The sequence below is a fragment of the Thermotalea metallivorans genome (assembly GCF_001562415.1).
Lineage (GTDB): Bacteria > Bacillota > Clostridia > Peptostreptococcales > Thermotaleaceae > Thermotalea > Thermotalea metallivorans.
Genome location: NZ_LOEE01000047.1, coordinates 35,729 through 53,201 on the forward strand (window position 1 = coordinate 35,729; position 17,473 = coordinate 53,201).

15 protein-coding genes and 1 riboswitch are annotated in these 17,473 nt (G+C 40.8%); of the genes, 3 read left to right on the top strand and 12 right to left on the bottom strand.

Annotation, left to right across the window (positions count from 1 at the left end):
- Positions 1–43: 43 nt before the first annotated feature.
- From AN619_RS10970 to AN619_RS11005, 8 genes are all read right to left on the bottom strand, one after another.
- Positions 44–1,249 (bottom strand): sugar ABC transporter permease, encoded by a 1,206-nt coding sequence (locus AN619_RS10970; protein WP_068556945.1) that lies wholly within the window; start codon positions 1,247–1,249, stop codon positions 44–46.
- A gap of 13 nt (positions 1,250–1,262) precedes the next feature.
- On the bottom strand, positions 1,263–2,804 hold the full coding sequence (locus AN619_RS10975) for a xylose ABC transporter ATP-binding protein (RefSeq protein WP_068556947.1): 1,542 nt from the start codon (positions 2,802–2,804) through the stop codon (positions 1,263–1,265).
- 77 nt (positions 2,805–2,881) lie between these two features.
- On the bottom strand, positions 2,882–3,925 hold the full coding sequence (locus AN619_RS10980; RefSeq protein ID WP_083525099.1) for a sugar ABC transporter substrate-binding protein: 1,044 nt from the start codon (positions 3,923–3,925) through the stop codon (positions 2,882–2,884).
- 438 nt (positions 3,926–4,363) lie between these two features.
- Positions 4,364–5,455 carry a sugar ABC transporter substrate-binding protein gene (locus tag AN619_RS10985; protein WP_242867386.1) on the bottom strand — a complete coding sequence of 364 codons (1,092 nt, stop codon included), beginning with the start codon at positions 5,453–5,455 and terminating at the stop codon, positions 4,364–4,366.
- Complete coding sequence (locus AN619_RS10990) at positions 5,455–7,059, bottom strand: response regulator transcription factor (protein WP_068556950.1); 1,605 nt, start codon at positions 7,057–7,059, stop codon at positions 5,455–5,457. Before AN619_RS10990 ends, AN619_RS10985 begins: the two co-directional genes overlap by 1 nt.
- On the bottom strand, positions 7,034–8,371 hold the full coding sequence (locus AN619_RS10995) for a sensor histidine kinase (protein WP_242867387.1): 1,338 nt from the start codon (positions 8,369–8,371) through the stop codon (positions 7,034–7,036). Before AN619_RS10995 ends, AN619_RS10990 begins: the two co-directional genes overlap by 26 nt.
- 202 nt (positions 8,372–8,573) lie before the next feature.
- Positions 8,574–9,581, bottom strand: coding sequence for a substrate-binding domain-containing protein (locus AN619_RS11000; RefSeq protein WP_068556952.1), 1,008 nt, complete (start codon positions 9,579–9,581; stop codon positions 8,574–8,576).
- A 108-nt stretch (positions 9,582–9,689) separates the two neighbouring features.
- Positions 9,690–10,751, bottom strand: a complete 1,062-nt coding sequence (locus AN619_RS11005) for a Gfo/Idh/MocA family oxidoreductase (protein ID WP_068556955.1) — start codon at positions 10,749–10,751, stop codon at positions 9,690–9,692.
- Positions 10,752–11,007: 256 nt separating this feature from the next.
- A riboswitch (cyclic di-AMP (ydaO/yuaA leader) is annotated at positions 11,008–11,141 on the top strand.
- An 8-nt stretch (positions 11,142–11,149) separates the two neighbouring features.
- Between AN619_RS11005 and AN619_RS11010 the strand changes: the two genes are divergently transcribed.
- Complete coding sequence (locus AN619_RS11010; protein WP_198153292.1) at positions 11,150–11,854, top strand: cell wall hydrolase; 705 nt, start codon at positions 11,150–11,152, stop codon at positions 11,852–11,854.
- A 328-nt stretch (positions 11,855–12,182) separates the two neighbouring features.
- Here AN619_RS11010 and AN619_RS11015 read toward each other — a convergent pair whose 3' ends face one another.
- Positions 12,183–13,049 carry a tRNA 2-thiocytidine biosynthesis TtcA family protein gene (locus AN619_RS11015; RefSeq protein ID WP_068556970.1) on the bottom strand — a complete coding sequence of 289 codons (867 nt, stop codon included), beginning with the start codon at positions 13,047–13,049 and terminating at the stop codon, positions 12,183–12,185.
- 46 nt (positions 13,050–13,095) lie between these two features.
- The gene (locus tag AN619_RS11020; protein ID WP_068556957.1) at positions 13,096–13,524 is read right to left on the bottom strand and encodes an Lrp/AsnC family transcriptional regulator; all 429 of its coding nucleotides are present in this window, start codon (positions 13,522–13,524) and stop codon (positions 13,096–13,098) included.
- A 171-nt stretch (positions 13,525–13,695) separates the two neighbouring features.
- Here AN619_RS11020 and AN619_RS11025 point away from each other — a divergent pair, with 171 nt between their 5' ends.
- Positions 13,696–15,093, top strand: a complete 1,398-nt coding sequence (locus AN619_RS11025) for an oxaloacetate decarboxylase subunit alpha (RefSeq protein ID WP_068556959.1) — start codon at positions 13,696–13,698, stop codon at positions 15,091–15,093.
- Positions 15,094–15,116: 23 nt separating this feature from the next.
- On the top strand, positions 15,117–16,304 hold the full coding sequence (locus tag AN619_RS11030; RefSeq protein WP_068556961.1) for a pyridoxal phosphate-dependent aminotransferase: 1,188 nt from the start codon (positions 15,117–15,119) through the stop codon (positions 16,302–16,304).
- Positions 16,305–16,770: 466 nt separating this feature from the next.
- Here the strand turns inward: AN619_RS11030 and AN619_RS11035 are convergent, their stop codons facing one another.
- Together AN619_RS11035 and AN619_RS11040 are read right to left on the bottom strand one after the other, a co-directional pair.
- Positions 16,771–17,013 carry a universal stress protein gene (locus tag AN619_RS11035; RefSeq protein ID WP_068556963.1) on the bottom strand — a complete coding sequence of 81 codons (243 nt, stop codon included), beginning with the start codon at positions 17,011–17,013 and terminating at the stop codon, positions 16,771–16,773.
- A 250-nt stretch (positions 17,014–17,263) separates the two neighbouring features.
- On the bottom strand, positions 17,264–17,473 hold a 210-nt coding region (locus AN619_RS11040; protein ID WP_157064996.1), incomplete at its 5' end, for an IS3 family transposase.

A 17,473-nucleotide genomic window follows, 5' to 3' on the forward strand; every position in this document is an offset into this window, starting at 1 on the left:
CTGCCCCCAAAATCCATGCCTTGGATACTTCCTTTTCATCAGGTTAGGCATTTTTTTTTCGAGATGAAATATCTACCCAGACGGCCAACAGCAAAACCAGTCCCCTTACGATCAATCGCTGGGTAGTCCCTACATCCAGAAGAAGCATGCCGTTGTTCAGGGTAGCCATGACCAGGGCACCGATGATGGCACCGACGATGGTTCCTTCCCCACCCAAGGTGCTGGTTCCGCCGATGATGGCTGCAGCAATCACATCCAACTCCATTCCCTGTCCTGCCGATGCCGCCGCAGAACCGACCCTGGCTGTATAAATAATCCCGCCGATGGCACACAGTATGCCCGACGATATAAAAATCCAAAGAGTTCTTTGGCGAATATTGATTCCCGATAGCTTGGCTGCCTCGCGATTGCCTCCGATGGCATATATATGGCGGCCAAAGGTAGTTTTTGTTGTCAGAAAGGCATAGAAACTGCCTATTCCCATCAACAGCAAAATAGAATAGGGTATACCCAGATATAGGGCCATAATTGCAAATATGGCAGTGATTAAAAGGACCACCAGACTAACTTTCAATAAGAATAGTGTTTTCGGCAAAATGTCAAAGCCATACCTGATCCTTTCTTTTCTTTTTCTGAGCTCCATCCATAGGTAGCCTACTATCACAAGCACCAATATGATTAGGGTTGTATCATGGGGAAGCATGTCCTTGGGCGAGTTTGCAATAAACAATGTAGGGATATAATCTTGCCCAATCCTGTTGAATGCGCCGGTAGTGGCAATGGTTTCCCCCTTTGTCACTCCCAAAAGCAACCCATTAAAAATCATCATCCCTGCTAGGGTCACGATAAAAGCAGGAACATCCCGGTATGCAACCCAGTAGCCCTGCCAAAGCCCTATCAAGGCGCCTACTGCCAAGGTAATCAATATGGCAGGCAGTATACCTAGGTCATACTTTGCCTGCAATATGGCAACGATGGCACCTGTCAATCCTACAACAGCTCCGATGGATAAATCAATGTGCCCTGCCACAATCACCAATACTACGCCGCAAGCCAATATGGCAATATGGGCAGTTTGCAAAAACAATGTGGAAAGATTCCTTGGTGTTAAAAATACATCACTCAGAAATGAAAAGATCAGCATAATGCTTATCAAAGCAATAAACATAGTATATTGTCTTATATTGTTCCTAAGGGAAAATTTTATAATTTCTACCGCACTTTGTCTATTTTCAACTTTACCTGCCATGAAATATCCTCCTTTAATACATCGTTGAAAAATCTTCTCCACTGCCCGTTGCATAATACATAATTTTTTCTTGATCGGCTTCCTTCCAATCCAGCTCTGCCGTTATTTTTCCTTCGTGCATAACCAATATTCGATCACTCATTCCCAAAACCTCCGGCAACTCGGAGGAGATCATAATAATGCTTACCCCTTGTTCCACCAGATCATTCATGATATTGTAGATTTCATATTTTGCCCCTACATCAATTCCTCGAGTCGGTTCATCCAATATCAATATTTTGGGAGCCGCCATCAACCATTTAGCTATCACTACCTTTTGCTGATTTCCCCCACTCAAATTCCTTGTTTTCTGTTCTATGGACGGCGTTTTTATCTTCAAAGCTTCCACATAGCGATTTGCAATCTTGATTTCCTCATTTTCATTGATTCCTCGGAGGCTTGCTATTTTTTTTAAGCTGGGCAAGGTGATATTTTCCTTAATGTCCATCATCAGTACCAACCCTGTTTTTTTGCGGTCCTCGGAAAGGTAGCATAATCCTTTCTCTATCGCATCCCTAGGTTCTTTGATTTCCACTTCTTTGCCATCTATATGAATATACCCCGATTTATTGAATCCATAGGCACCAAATAAACTCATCATCAATTCTGTTCTTCCTGCCCCCATTAATCCGGCAATCCCAAGAATTTCTCCCTTTCTTGCTTGAAAACTCACGCCGTCAATGATCTTTTTATCAGGTACCTCCGGATTATAAACGGTCCAATCCTTTACTTCCAGCACAACTTCACCGGGCGTATGCTCCTTCCTGGGAAAAAGCTGTGTAATGGCTCTTCCCACCATACCGGTAATAATTCGATCCTGATTGACATGTTCATCATTGGGAAAAGTTTCTATGGTCTTTCCATCCCGCAGGATGGTAATCGTATCCGCCACAGCCTTTACTTCCTTCAACTTGTGAGAAATGTAAATGCAGCTGATGCCTTCCTGCTTCAGTTTTCTAATGATATTCAATAAATTTTCACTATCGTCCTCATTGAGTGCAGCTGTCGGTTCATCCAATATCAATATACTTACATTTTTGGATAGGGCCTTTGCAATCTCTACCAATTGCTGCTTTCCGATTCCCAAATTCACAATTTTTGTATCGGGGCTTTCCGTTAATCCTACCTCATGCAACAGCCTTTTTGTTTCAGCCATTGCCTTGTTCCAATCAATAATTCCATATTTTTCAAACTCATTTCCCAAATATATGTTTTCACAGATGTTCATCTGTTTTACCAAAGTCAATTCCTGATAAATAATTCCTACGCCCGCGGCCTCACTATCCTTTGTATTGAGAAATTTTTGTTCTTCCCCACGGATGATAATTTTCCCTTTGTAGGAACCATGAGGATATACCCCGCTGAGAATCTTCATCAATGTGGATTTCCCTGCCCCGTTTTCCCCCACCAAGGCATGAACCTCGCCTTTCTTCACCTTGAAGTTCACATGATCAAGGGCCCTGACGCCTGGAAATTCTTTTACGATATTTTCCATTTCCAAAATGTATTCACTCATCGCTCCCTGTCCACCTTTCTAAAAGAGAGAGGAATAACTAAAAGCTATTCCTCCTATCAGCCTTGAAAACTAGTTTGTTATTTTAGATCAGCCTCTGAAATATATCCGCTGTCTACCAGTACTTCCTTCAAATTGTCTTTTGTCACAATTTTAGGCTCCAGCAAAACAGAAGGTACGGCAATCTTGCCATTATCTACCTCGCCATTGGTAGCCACCTTTTCTCCATTTGCCAGTTGGATGGCTATATCAATGGCTGCTGCTCCCAGTTCTCGAGTATCCTTAAAGATCGTCATGGATTGTGTTCCTTCCATGATTCTCTTGGCAGCAGCTTTCTCAGCATCCTGCCCTGTAATCGGTACTTTGCCTGCCAATCCTTGGGCTGCCAGGGCCTGAATCGCGGCTCCTGCTGTACCGTCATTTGGTGCCAAGATTGCATCTACTTCATTATTATTGGCAGATAATGCTGCTTCAACAATTTTTAATGCATTTTCCGGTACCCAGTTTTCTACTGCTTGTTCAGCAATGACTTTGATCTTTCCTGCGTCAATCAATGGCTGGATGTACTTCATGGCCCCTGCCTTGAACAATTTGGCATTGTTATCCGTAGGAGCACCGGACATGATGATGTAGTTTCCTTCCGATACCTTCTCGGTAATGTACTTGCCTTGCAATTCTCCTACCTTTACATTGTCAAAGGACAGATAAATATCCAGCTTATCGGTATTTGTAATCAATCGGTCGTAGGAGATTACCGGAATGCCCTCCTTGTTTGCCTTTTCCACCAAGGTTGCAGCAGCGGCAGCATCATGGGGTGCCAGAATCAATACATCGATTCCTTGGGTTAACAATGATTCTACTTGTGTAATTTGCTCTTGCATGTTGGCGTCAGCTACTTTCACAATCAATTCAATACCTTTTTCAGCAGCTACTTGCTCCATCTTTTCCTTGTCCCTTACCCATCTTTCCTCTCTTTGGGTAGGCAAAGACAGACCTACTTTAATTTTTTTGGCCGGCGCATTTGCAGATGTTTCTCCGGCAGGTGCAGGCTTGCTGCATCCGGCAAATAACGTCACCACCATCAGCACTGCCAGCATCCATGCAAAAATTTTACTTCTTTTCACCACAAATTTCCCCTTTCCTTATTTATATTGTTTATTATGAATTTAGCTGCATTTATAATATTGGTTACTGGGAGGGTCTTTCATATAAATGCAGCTAAGTTAAAACGACCCATCGACCCTTTCCTGGATAACGTTTGCTTTAGGATCAATTTTAAAGAAATATCTGAAAAGTGCCTTTTTACCCTTCCCCATGAAAGGACTTTTATCAAAAAATAATTGCAAACATTTTCATGATTCTTAAAATTAAGCTATGAATAAATTCTCTTTCTAATTCCCTTTTGCCTCTGTACCATTTTGAGTTATTCTTCTCTATTTTGTCAGATTCAGTTTTTTGGTAAACAGATTCTAGTAATTTTTTAAGACAAAAAAATACAGCCTACTGACAAAAGCGTTCTTTGTCGCCAGGCTGTTGTCCATCCTTTTGAAATATCATATTTGTCACTGGTTATATAATTCGGTGGAATTTCTGTAGACCTCATCCCGCATATGGAATCCGTCCTTTATAATCGTTTCATCGATATTATTTTTGTCCACGGCAATAGGTTCAAGCACATAATAGGGTACAGAATATCTCCCGTCAAAAATAGAGTTTTCGATATCTAAACTCTCTCCCCGGGCAAGTTTCACAGCCATCTTTGCCGTCACATCGGCTAACTTTTCGATGGGTTTATACACCGTCATCAATTGGGTTCCTTCTACAATCCGCTGGCATGCAGCCAAGTCTGCATCTTGCCCTGCCACAACGGTTTTCCCTGCCAACCTATGCTCCGATAATGCCCCAATAATTCCGTCGGCCAAACCGTCATTCCCTGCAATGATGGCATGAATGGCATTTCCCTGTTGAAGGAGCTCATCGGTTACCCGAAAGGCATATTCATTCATCCAATTGGATGCCCATTCCTCAGCGATAATTTTGATATGCCCGCTTTTTACCTTAGGCTGCAACAATTTATCATAGCCTTCCTTAATCATTTTTGTATTATGATCACTGGTGGCACCATTGACAATAAGAACATTGCCTTCCGGTACATGTTCCAGCACATATTTTGCCATAAGTTCCCCTACCCGGACATTGTCAAAGGATATATATAGATCTACGTTGGATTTTAGGACCAGCCTATCATAGGAAATGACCTTCACCCCTTGCCGCTTCGCCAGTTCGACGGCCGCAGCCGCCTTTTCCAAATCATTGGGAACAATCACCAGAACATCAATGCCTTGATCAAGAAGATATCTCACCTGTTTTAGCTGGTCCTGGTCATCGTTATTGGCATTTTGTACAATAATATCTCCTCCCAGATCCTTCACCTTTGCCATCAGTATATCCCGATCCTTCATCCACCGTTCTTCCTTTAAGGTTCCTAGAGAAAAACCAATCTTCACCCTGTTGTCAACAATCTCCGCTTCTTTATCCTTTTGGGGATGCTTGGTCCCATAAAGGTTCTTGAAAGTCAGATAAAGGAGCATGACCAAAACAACCGTAAGAAAAATCAATATTCCTTTTTTTACTATTTGTTTTGCCCGCATCATCATATCACCTCTTGAGACATCGAATTAGCTCTGTACTCCGTTGGTGTAATCCCTGTTACCTTCTTGAATATTTTGCTGAAATAATTTGGATCGCTATATCCGATTTTATAACATACTTCTTTGACACTGACGGCAGCATCCTTTAATAGTTCCTTTGATTTCTCAATCCTCAACTCTGTCAGATAATCTACAAAATTTTTTCCCACAGCATCTTTAAAGAATTTGCAGAAGTAATGATAGCTCATGTTCATTTCCTTTGCTACATCATCCAGGCTGATGTCTTGATCATAATTTTCATGAATATATTTGAGGGATTTGGAAATCAATCCGCTTAATTCCCTTTCTCTCAATGCATGGATCCGATTTGTCATATTTTTTAAATAATGGAAATAACTCATCTTCAATTCCTCCATATGATGAATCTTCAACAGATCCATAAAATAATTTTCGTCCGATACAGGAGGAGCTTCCATCTCATAGGGAATGGCCCTTCTCAAAACAATCAGCAGTTCAATAAGCTTTGATTTTATTTTATCGATATCATCCTTATAATTTACAGAAAGCCACCAGAAAATTTCTTCAAATCCGTTCAACACACCTGTCAAATCCCCTGTTAACATTCCATGGATCAGGATCTTTTCCTGATGGATAGGATAAGTATCCGCTTTATGGGAGGGAAGAACGATATCTTCAAAGTGGACTACTCCAGCCTCACGGGAAACAGATGCGGCCGTATAGGCTTCATTGCAGGACTTTGAAAAATATTCAATAGCATACCCTCTACCCACACCTATCTTGTAATGGATTTGAATGCTTCGATTCACTCTCTCCATGAGCTTTGCAGCTATTTCCATGGATGTATTGCGAACTTCATAGGCATCTGTATTTTTGTCGACGGGAATATAGGCCACCACTCTATCTAAAAGAGGAGGCCCTATAAGACAGGGACACAGGCTTTTCAACTCCATGCTAAATACGTCATAAAATTTCTGTTTGATCAGACTGTTTTTCAGATTTTCTTCCTTCACATCGCTTTCAAAATCATCCACAATGGCCATCATCACATATCCATACTGAATTTTCATTCCAAATATATCCTCATAGAATTCTATGTCTCTGATTCCTCTGCCATTCAACAATTGGGAATAAACAAACTGTCCTTCCATATGGGGAAGAATTTTATTAATTTTTTCCTTCAGCAAAATCTCCCTTTGCATAGCTTCCCTTTTCGAAGAGATAATTTCACGGATATGTCCGATGGTTTCAACAAGCCGGTTTTTGTTAATCGGTTTTAACAGATATTCATGAACCCCCAGATTTACTGCATCCTTGGCATAGTTAAAATATTCATAAGCAGTAATAATCACAAAAATAATGTCACGATTTGTACTTTTTATTTGGCGGATGGCATCGATGCCATCGATGCCGGGCATGCGGATATCCATAAATACAATATCGGGCTTTACATCAAAAGCCTTTTCTATAGCCTCCCTCCCCGACATGGCAGTACCCACGATTTGCACGTCAGGAACATTTTTTTCAATGATAAATTTTATAGACTCAATCACCAAATGCTCATCATCCGCTATTAAAAGCTTCATCATGACAAACCCCATCCTCACCATATGGTATTTTTAAGATAACCTTCGTTCCTTCGCCTATTTTGCTCTCTATTTCTATGACATCCTTAATTTCTGAAATATTATAAAAAAGTCTCAAACGGTCAATGACATTATGCATGCCGATTCCCGTCACATGCCTGTTGGATGGATCATCACTACTGTCGGCGCCAATAATGGCTGCTACACGTTTTTCATCCATGCCAATGCCGTTATCCTGCACTTCCACCAAAATTTTTCCCCCATCGGCCTTGATATTCAAATGAATTTCTCCGTTTTTTTCTAAATGTTCAAGACCATGGATAAAAGCATTTTCAACAATGGGCTGGATAATAATGCAAGGCATCTTTGCCTCAAGCACCCTTTCTTCAATATCTGTAAAAAATTCTATGCGATTGCCAAACCTAGTCTTCAGAATATACATATAGTTTTTTACATACTTGATCTCATCTCCCAAGGTTACAGGCTCATCCAATTTCCTCAGATTGTACCGAAAGAGTTCGGCAATATTTTCTATAAACTCCGAGGCCTTATCGGCTCCCTCCATCATGGACAGTTGGGATGCCGCATTCAAGGTATTAAAAAGAAAATGAGGATTGATTTGGGACTGTAGAGATTTTAGTTCCGCTTCTTTCAGCAGATTTTTCATCTTTAAGTTCTGCATTTCCTGTTCCTTCAACCTTTTCTCAATCTCTGCCTGTCTCTTGATTTCATCAATGTAGCTCCTGATGTTGACAACCATTTTATGAAAGGCCTTGGCCAGTATATGGATTTCATCATCCGTTTGTATTTCTACAGGTTCAATATCAAAATCGCCCTTTGAAATTCTCTCCGCTGAATGGGAAAGTTCTACGATGGGCTTTGTCAACCGATATGTGAATAAAATCGCAAGAAAAATATTAAGCATTACAGAGCCTATAATGATCAGAAGATTGAAATAGCTGATAAAGGTCATATTCTTAGTAATCATAGCATATTTCTGAGATCCGCCCTGGAGTTTTGCATTGAGAAGATGATGGATGTAAAGCTTAATGTATTCACTGATTTGGTTTGATCTTGTGAAATGGGCTATATATTCACTGCTGATCCTGCCCCGCTTTGCCCTTACGGCACTGTCCGTTTCCTTCAGGAGGTTGTCTATCATATAACCAATATCCTTCAACATTAGCCGATCTAAATCATAGACGGCCTCCCTGGGTATATTCCTTGATTTTTCTTGAAGATTGTTATAAATGGTATAATAATTCAAAAGAGCTTCTGAAGATTTGGAAGCAAGATATTTCTCAACCTCTATCATCAGGAGATTGACATCATTGTTTAAACTGTTGAGATAGACATAGTCCGATATAATGGAGTGGAATCTGTTTAAGACAATTTTGGCATTATAATAGGAAAAGAGACTGGTAATCCCCAGCAAAAAGTAGTGATCAAATAATAAATGATCAATTTTCTTCTGATGCCCGTAAATCTAAAAATATCTTTGTTCATGGTTTCACCAACTATTCCATACGATCAGCCTTTTTTTCGTATTCTGCTAGGTTTTCCTTTTCAATCACCTTTACACCTGTATCAATAAAGGTAGATACATTGTTTTTTTCTTTGATATCCATTAGAGCTTTCAAACTTTCATATCCCATTTTATAAGGATCACTCATGACCGTACCGTAAATGATACCCTTTTCTATGTACCTTAAAATATTTTGTGTGTCTCCATAACCCACCAAAGTAATACTGCCAACCTTGTTATGGTCCACGATAAGCTGGGCAGCTCCCAAAGTGTCCACCGAATTGGTTGTAAAGATTGCGTTAATGCCCCGCTGGCTGTTGATGATAGACTGGGTAATCTCTTCTGCGCTCAAAATTCCCATTTTGGATGTATACACTTTGATGACTTTCATATGGGGGTAGCTGTTGATTGTACTCAAAAAACCGTTTATTTTCAGGTTCTGGCTGGCTGTATCCATTTCAAAATCATTGCTGACAATGATAGCAATATTGGCTTCTCCTCCGGTAGCTTTTATCATTAGCTTGGCAGCTTCCTTTCCCAGCAAAAAGCTGTTGGTTCCCACAAATGCATTTCTATTGCTGTTTTTATCGTCATTTTCTATGGTAACAACGGGAATCCCCTTGCTATAAGCCTTGTTGATCAATTCCGTAAAGTTTACCCCGCTGGAAACATGGGTAATGATTCCATCCACATTGGACATAACGGCAATATCCAGATATTGCAACTCATCCTGAGGATGATTAAACCTCGGGGCATTGAATTCCACAACGACATTATAGTATTTGGCTGCATCCTCTATGCCTCGTCTCACTTCTTTCCAAAAGGGATCCACAGAATTTTGCCCTACAAAGTAAAAATGGTACTTTGGCTTTGACAAAAAAATACTGGTTTCCTCCCTTTGAAGCCAATATAAAGCCATGCCTGTCATTACTATGAAAATGATTAAAATAACCATCATATTGCGTACAATCCAGTCAAAAATTTTTTTCCATATCTTCATGAAGCCATGTTCCCCCTGATAAAATAAATTGAGTCAGCTATGGCCCATCCCATGCCATGTGGTTATTGTAATATTCTATAGATCATATCAATCTCCTCCTTGCATATTTTAGCAAAAAGGAAGGGTTCTTTTTTGTTTGCTGCTCTCCATGGCCAATTCAATAATACGAACGGTATTTCTTGCTTCCCAAGGTTTCACCGCCGGCGCTTCTATTCCCCGGATGGCCCTATAGACATTTTCATAAAAGGCCCTATAATCCCCGGGCAAACTTTCCACCTTTCCCCTGAAGGATAATCCGTTGATCTCTGTGTTTAGAATCCCCCATAAAGCTTCCGGCTCTTTCCCCCAGTCCTCCATATCCTTTGGAAAACAACCTTTCTTCAAGGCAGCCTCCTGCACGTCCATACCATATTTTACAAAGGAACCCCTATCTCCCATGACGGCAAAATGGGGCATGGGCTCCCTAACCAGCATGCCTGCTTTCAGGATTGCCTTTGTTTTTTCATAATGCAGCGTAATTTCAAAATAATCATCGACTTTTCCCCCTTCCCGCTGGATGCGAATATCTCCCGTGACCTCTCTGGGAAGGCCGAACAGACATTGGGCCTGGTCAATTAAATGGCTGCCCAGGTCATACAATACCCCTGCCCCCGGCCCATCTTCTTCCCTCCATGCATTGGGCCTAGGAACATTTCTGAAACGATCAAACCGGGCCTCATATTCAACCACATTTCCAAGGAGATGACTGTCTATAATTTTCTTCACCGTCAAAAAATCACTGTCCCACCTTCTGTTTTGATGCACTGTCAATACCCTGTTTTGTTTTTGGGAAAGGGCGATCAGTGCATCGGCTTCCTCTGATGTAATCGTAAAGGGTTTTTCCACCACCACATGTTTATTGGCCAACAATGCCTTCGATGCATACTCAAAATGGGATGTATTCGGCGTAGCCACCACCACCAATTCTATCTCCTCATCCTCCAACAGCTTATCTGCGTCGGGAACAACCACCGCTTGAGGATAAATCTGCCTTGCCATGGCTGCCGTTTCTTCCCGGGTTGATACAATTTTCGCCAGTTCCAAATGCTCAACGCTGTAAATGACGGGTGCATGAAATACCCTCCCGCCTAAACCAAAACCAATAAGACCTACCTTCACTTTCTCTTTCATTTTTTCTCCCACCCCTTATCATTCCTATGACTTTGTCCATGATTATGAAAACAACTATCCCGGTCAGACAACCGGAAGTACTGCACACTTACCAATATTATACTACGAAAACTACTCTTTTCTATCAGGGCCATTCATTTTCCTATACAAAATCTTTCTGTCACCTTTCCTTTCATACCAAAACACCTTCCCGATTGGATAATATTGGCTAGTTGACATAATGCAACGCCTCCCTTATAATAAACATAATGTAAACACATTACATTTGCTGAATCCCGGATATTCCGGGTACGGAGGAACCAATTTTGGGGTTAATCCATGTATTTCATGGTAGGGAACCTTCTATCCCGAACCCGTCAGCTAACTTCGGAAGCATAGAAAGGAAGGAGTGTATTGTGATGAGGATGAAATTGAAAAGAATTGTATCGATATGTGTAATTTTATTGCTATTATCACTACAATTCACCAATGTGTTTGCAAAGGAAACCATTACTTATGCTACGCTAAAATTCGGCAGCAGAGGAAGCGCCGTAACCAAATTGCAGCAAGCATTGAGCAACAAAGGATTTTCCCCAGGCCCTATCGACGGTATTTATGGAAAAAAGACTGAAAAAGCCGTCATCACTTTCCAAAAAGCCAATGGTCTAACCATAGACGGAATCGCCGGGAAGGAAACCCAATCCAGATTATATGCACAACCTGTTTCCAGGGGTGCAATTACAAGGAATGATTCATATGCCACAGACCTGTACTGGCTGTCGAGAATTATCCATGCTGAGGCGGGAGCCGAGCCTTATAAGGGAAAAGTGGCAGTGGGCAATGTGATTCTGAACAGGGTAAAATCCAAGGACTTTCCGAACACCGTGAAGGGCGTCATATTCGAGTATTATCAGGGAATTCCCCAGTTTAGTCCTGTGGCGGAGGGCACGATTTACAATACGCCTTCTGAGGAAAGTATACAAGCTGCAAAGGATGCATTCAACGGCGCAAGACCTGTAGGAGATGCCACATACTTCTTCAATCCTGATAAAGCAGAAGGAAAGTGGATTGTAAAAAACAAAACTTATGTCATGAGAATCGGCGATCATGTGTTTTACAGATAGCCAAAAGATATGAACATCAGATGCTGTGAAAGAAACAGGACATTTTCAAAGGGAGCCTCTTGCAGGCTCCCTTTGGTTTGTAGACAACTCCTTGAAATTGGACTTCCCCTGCTCAGATCTGTGCCCCTTTTCTCAATCATAAAATAACAAAGTTTTCCGTTGGAAAGTTTCAAGGAAGACTTTGTTGAAACACATGGCGAAAATTATGACTTATCCACAACTTATGAAAGTACATCATTTTCTATGTGTTATAAGGAAAAAAGCAGCTTGCTGATTCGCGACGAAGCCGAAATCTCAAGGGTTCTTGTCGATCCCATTGCTGTTTCTCCTATTCTTCATCATAAAAATCTAAATAGGAATAATGCTTTCCCCCTTTTTCCCAGCCTAAAACAGCATCTAAGTTTACGTTCTGGGCGGCTTTAAAAATGGATTTATCCACATCCTTAAAGCTGCCCTTTAAATTTTTAATCAACTCCTTGATTTCATATCGCTTATTTCCTGTCTTTTCTGCAGCTACCATGCATGCACAATTCAGGGGCCAGATCCCGCTCTCTTGAGTATAATATTCAATATAGCGCTCCTCAATGTAATAAAGAGGTCGAATTAACTCCAATCCTTTAAAATTTGAAGACCTCAATTTGGGCAGCATGGTTTTGAAGCACCCCGTGTACAGCAAATTCATCATGGTTGTCTCTATGACATCATTGAAATGGTGCCCCAAGGCCAGTTTGTTGCATCCTAACTCCCGGGCCTTTGTATACAGCGCTCCCCGCCGCATTTTCGCACACATATAACAGGGATAATCCTTTGCAATATTGTCTACAATTCGAAAAATCCCCGAATCAAAAACTTGAATAGGGATGTTTAAATATCTGCAGTTATCCACCAGCAGACCCTTGATATCCTCATGATATCCCGGGTCCATGACAATAAATTCCAACTCAAAATTGTCTTCCCCATGCCGTTTCAATTCTTGGAATAATTTCGCCATCAGCATACTGTCTTTCCCGCCGGAAATGGCCACGGCAATCCTGTCTCCTGCTTCCACCAGGTTAAAATCTTTTAATGCTTTGATAAACTTTGACCATATATGTTTTCTATATTTTGTAATCAGGCTGCGTTCTATTTCCCAAAGAGGCTTTCTTTCTTCAAAGGGTATCAATACTTCACAGCCCTTTCCTGCGATGTCGCCCAAAGCTATCACCTCTCAATGTTTTATCATAGTTTCTATCGATGTCCCCCTATAATATAACCTTATATTCAATGGGACTGGAAAGGATAATAGATGTCCTGCTATTACCAAACCGTTTAATATCATCAATTAATTTTTCCAACTCCGCCATATTTTCCGTCATCACCTTCAAAGTCATGCAATCACCACCGGTAATATGGTGGCATTCCACAATGCATTCATGGGTCGGTGCAAATTCCAGAAATTTTTTATAATTTTCCGCCTTAATCGACACGTCGATAAAAGCCTTTATATTTTTATTTAGTTTTTGCGGATTGACGATAGCCCTATAACCTAAGATTACTCCATTTTCTTCCAGCTTCTTCACCCTCTCCGATACAGCCGGTGAAGTTAATCCCACTTTTTTCCCCAGGTCTTTCATAGAAATCCGGCCATCTTGCTGTAAAATTTCAAGGATTTTCAAATCTGTGGAATCCATCAAACACCCTCCATCATTCAATAAAGAATTTTTAGATATTTTTTTTAATAATAAACCAATTATAGCATATCACTTTATTTATTGACTGTACATAAAAAAATAGATTGATATAATGGTGGTAAAAAAGAGATGATATTGTTGAAAAATATCGATATACCGGGGAGGTCAATTATGTCTCAAGTAAAAATCATGGAAACCGTTTTAAGGGATGGCCATCAATCATTGATCGCCACAAGACTGAAAATGGAAGAAATATTGCCTGTTTTAGACAAATTAGACGATATTGGCTATCATGCCCTTGAAATGTGGGGAGGTGCAACCTTTGATGCGTGTTTAAGATTTCTAAATGAAGATCCATGGGAAAGACTCAGAATCATCCGAAAGCACGTGAAAAGGACGAATCTTCAGATGCTTTTAAGGGGTCAAAACCTGCTGGGATATAAACATTATCCTGATGATGTGGTGATCGCTTTTGTAAAAAAAGCCATTGCCAATGGAATAGACATCATTCGAATCTTTGATGCTTTGAATGATACCAGAAACCTAAAGGTGGCCCTGGAGACCACAAAAAAAGAAGGAGGCCATGCCCAGGCAGCCATTTCATACACCATTAGTCCCGTCCACACGACGGAGACCTATGTGGCATTGGCAAAAGAATTGGAAAACATGGGAGCAGATTCTATCTGCATAAAGGATATGTCCGGCCTTTTAACGCCTTATTATACCTATGAGCTGGTCAGCATGATCAAAAAAGCAGTAAAGGTTCCCATAGAATTGCATTCCCATGCCACCAGCGGCTTAGCATGCATGACCTATCTAAAAGCCGTCGAGGCAGGGGTCGATATCATCGACACGGCCATTTCTCCTTTTGCCCTGGGCACCTCTCAACCTCCGACAGAGCCAATGGTTGCTGCTTTGAAAGACACGCCCTATGATACAGGATTGGACATGGGCAAACTCAATGAAGTTGCAGAACACTTCAGACCTATCCGTGAAAAATATATGGATAACGGACTGCTCAATCCAAAGGTATTGGGAGTAGATATCAATACCTTGGTATTCCAGGTACCGGGCGGCATGTTGTCAAATCTTGTAAGTCAATTGGCCGCACAAAATGCTTTGGACAAATTCGAGGAAGTTCTCAAAGAAGTGCCGAGGGTTCGAGAGGACTTGGGCTATCCTCCTTTGGTTACACCTACAAGCCAAATGGTTGGAACACAGGCCGTATTGAATGTGATCACAGGGGAAAGATATAAAATGGTCCCCAAAGAAATCAAAGCTTACGTGAAGGGAATGTATGGAAAACCGACGGTACCCATCAATGAAGAAATCATCAAAAAAATCATTGGAGATGAGGAAGTAATCACCTGCAGGCCGGCAGACTTAATTGAGCCCCAGCTAGAAAGCCTTCGGAATGAAATCAAGGAATATTTGGAGCAGGAGGAAGATGTTCTGTCCTATGCATTATTCCCGCAGGTAGCCCTAAACTTTTTCCAGCAACGCCAAGCAGAAAAATATAAAATAGAGGGAAGTCTTGTAGATAAAGTACAAAAAACCCATCCGGTATAAAAGGAGAAAAGGAGAGATCTATCATGCACAACAATCTGTCTAGAAAAAATATGGAAATATCACCCTCCGTCACATTGGCCATTACAGCAAAGGCAAAAAAAATGAAGGCCGACGGCATCGATGTGATCAGTTTTGGTGCCGGAGAACCGGATTTCAATACCCCCGCCCACATTCGTGAAGCAGCCATCAAAGCCATTGAAAAGGGTCTTACGGGATATACTGCATCATCCGGTTTGCCAGAGCTAAAGCAGGCCATTTGCCATAAGCTTAGGACAGACAACGGATTGGAATACAAACCTGAACATATTGTGGTTTCCAATGGAGCAAAGCACTCCCTGTACAATGCCCTTCAGGCCATATGCAATCCGGGCGACGAAGTAATCGTTCCCTGCCCCTACTGGGTAAGCTATCCCGAACTGGTAAAGCTGGCCGATGCTGTGCCGGTTCTTGTGGAAACCCCTGAGGACAACGGATTCAAATACAGAATAGAAGACCTGGAAGCAAATATCTGTGAAAAAACGAAAGCCATCATTTTAAATAGCCCCAATAATCCTACAGGAACCGTCTATACGGAAGATGAATTGAAAAAAATTGCCGACCTGGCTGTCCGCCATGGCATCTATATGATTTCCGATGAAATCTATGAAAAATTGATCTACGAAGGAAAACATATCAGCATCGCTTCTTTGGGGCCGGATATCAAAGAGCTGACCATCGTGGTGAACGGCATGTCCAAAGCCTATGCCATGACAGGGTGGAGAATTGGCTATACTGCTTCCAATAAGACCATTGCAGATATTATGGCAAACATCCAAAGCCATGCCACATCCAATCCAAACACCATCGCCCAATATGCCAGCATCGAGGCATTCAAAGGACCTCAAGAACCTATTCAGGAGATGGTGAAAGCCTTCGATGAAAGAAGAAGATATATGGTTGAAAAAATCAATTCCATCAACGGTTTATCCTGCAGAATGCCAGAAGGTGCCTTCTACGTGATGGTAAATATTTCAAAAATTATAGGAAACACCATCAATGGTTTTGTGATTGACAGTTCCATGGATTTTGCAGAATACCTGCTGGATAGGGCAAAAGTAGCTGTAATCCCAGGGGCAGGCTTTGGAACAGACAATTATATCAGACTTTCCTATGCCACTTCCCTTGACAACATTCGAGAAGGATTGGAAAGAATAGAAAAAGCCCTTCTATAAGAAAAAAATTAGACAAGTAGAAAAATCTTTGAATTTACTATAAATTCAAAGATTTTTCTATTTATGTCTCCTTTTATTTCTCTATTACTTCTTCTTTTCCTGCAATCACATGCTGCATGTTGTCCAGTGTTTTTTCAATCACAAGCCATCCATATATTTTTTTGAATATTTAGAATATCGTTTGCTTTATTATCTCATATCATCGCGAAAGGAGGCCAACATTATTTTAAAATATTTGGTAACATTTTGTTCCCATGCATATACACATGATTTCCCTCCGACACTCTTTCGTGCCATATTCCTCCAGTAAACGCAACAATCCCGTGGCACTCAAAGGATCCACGGGATGTAAATCACAAAACCTTATTCATTTGTTGAAAAACAATCTTTATAATTATATTTTTTGTAAATATCTAATACAAATATTTCTTTTTTAGATGTGATATATCTGCTTTATCATCACAGATTAAGGAATCACTAACACCGGTATCGTAGAGTGATGCACCACATTATTGGTAACAGAACCTATTAAGTAACGCTTCATCATACTCATGCCATGGGTAGCCATAATAATCAAATCTACTGCTTCTTCTTTTGCTGTAGCAATAATTTGATCTGCAGGATGTCCTACAGCAGAAACTGTTCTAACATCTAATCCTTTCAATTCTTCTTTCATTTTTTCCAATAAATCTGCAGATTTCTTTTTCATAACCTCCATGTCCAATAAAACTGGATCTATGTCAATAGTTTGGACACAAATTTAAGTTTTTTATTTCAACTACCGCCACCCTTGACAAACTATTCATAAATGCACCCTGACTTTTACCCGAAGGCGATAAACTCAAAGCAAGCTATATACAGCCTTCGGAACAAGCTATTTTAGCATTTATTCATTAGTTTATCAAGGGCAAGCCCTACGGGTTGGCTAGTATTCCCTCAGGCTTAAAATCTAAAGCAAACTATGCTGCTCTACATATATTCTCATATTGCTCTGGGGTCATATAATCAATTGATGAATGGATTCGTTTTCTATTATAAAACCCTTCTATATACTGAAATAATACTGATTTTGCATGTTCATGATCTATGAATGTATTCAGGTATACACATTCTTTCTTTAATATTGCATGAAAGCTTTCTATACTGGCATTGTCATAAGGACATCCCTT

Coding starts and splice junctions, on each gene's coding strand:
- AN619_RS11000 (WP_068556952.1), bottom strand. CDS start 9,581: ATGAAGATATGGAAAAAAATTTTTGACTGGATTGTACGCAATATGATG.
- AN619_RS11005 (WP_068556955.1), bottom strand. CDS start 10,751: ATGAAAGAGAAAGTGAAGGTAGGTCTTATTGGTTTTGGTTTAGGCGGG.
- AN619_RS10995 (WP_242867387.1), bottom strand. CDS start 8,371: ATGATAGAGGTTGAGAAATATCTTGCTTCCAAATCTTCAGAAGCTCTT.
- AN619_RS11035 (WP_068556963.1), bottom strand. CDS start 17,013: ATGAAAAAGAAATCTGCAGATTTATTGGAAAAAATGAAAGAAGAATTG.
- AN619_RS11020 (WP_068556957.1), bottom strand. CDS start 13,524: ATGGATTCCACAGATTTGAAAATCCTTGAAATTTTACAGCAAGATGGC.
- AN619_RS11030 (WP_068556961.1), top strand. CDS start 15,117: ATGCACAACAATCTGTCTAGAAAAAATATGGAAATATCACCCTCCGTC.
- AN619_RS10990 (WP_068556950.1), bottom strand. CDS start 7,059: ATGATGAAGCTTTTAATAGCGGATGATGAGCATTTGGTGATTGAGTCT.
- AN619_RS10975 (WP_068556947.1), bottom strand. CDS start 2,804: ATGAGTGAATACATTTTGGAAATGGAAAATATCGTAAAAGAATTTCCA.
- AN619_RS11010 (WP_198153292.1), top strand. CDS start 11,150: ATGAGGATGAAATTGAAAAGAATTGTATCGATATGTGTAATTTTATTG.
- AN619_RS11025 (WP_068556959.1), top strand. CDS start 13,696: ATGTCTCAAGTAAAAATCATGGAAACCGTTTTAAGGGATGGCCATCAA.
- AN619_RS10985 (WP_242867386.1), bottom strand. CDS start 5,455: ATGATGCGGGCAAAACAAATAGTAAAAAAAGGAATATTGATTTTTCTT.
- AN619_RS10970 (WP_068556945.1), bottom strand. CDS start 1,249: ATGGCAGGTAAAGTTGAAAATAGACAAAGTGCGGTAGAAATTATAAAA.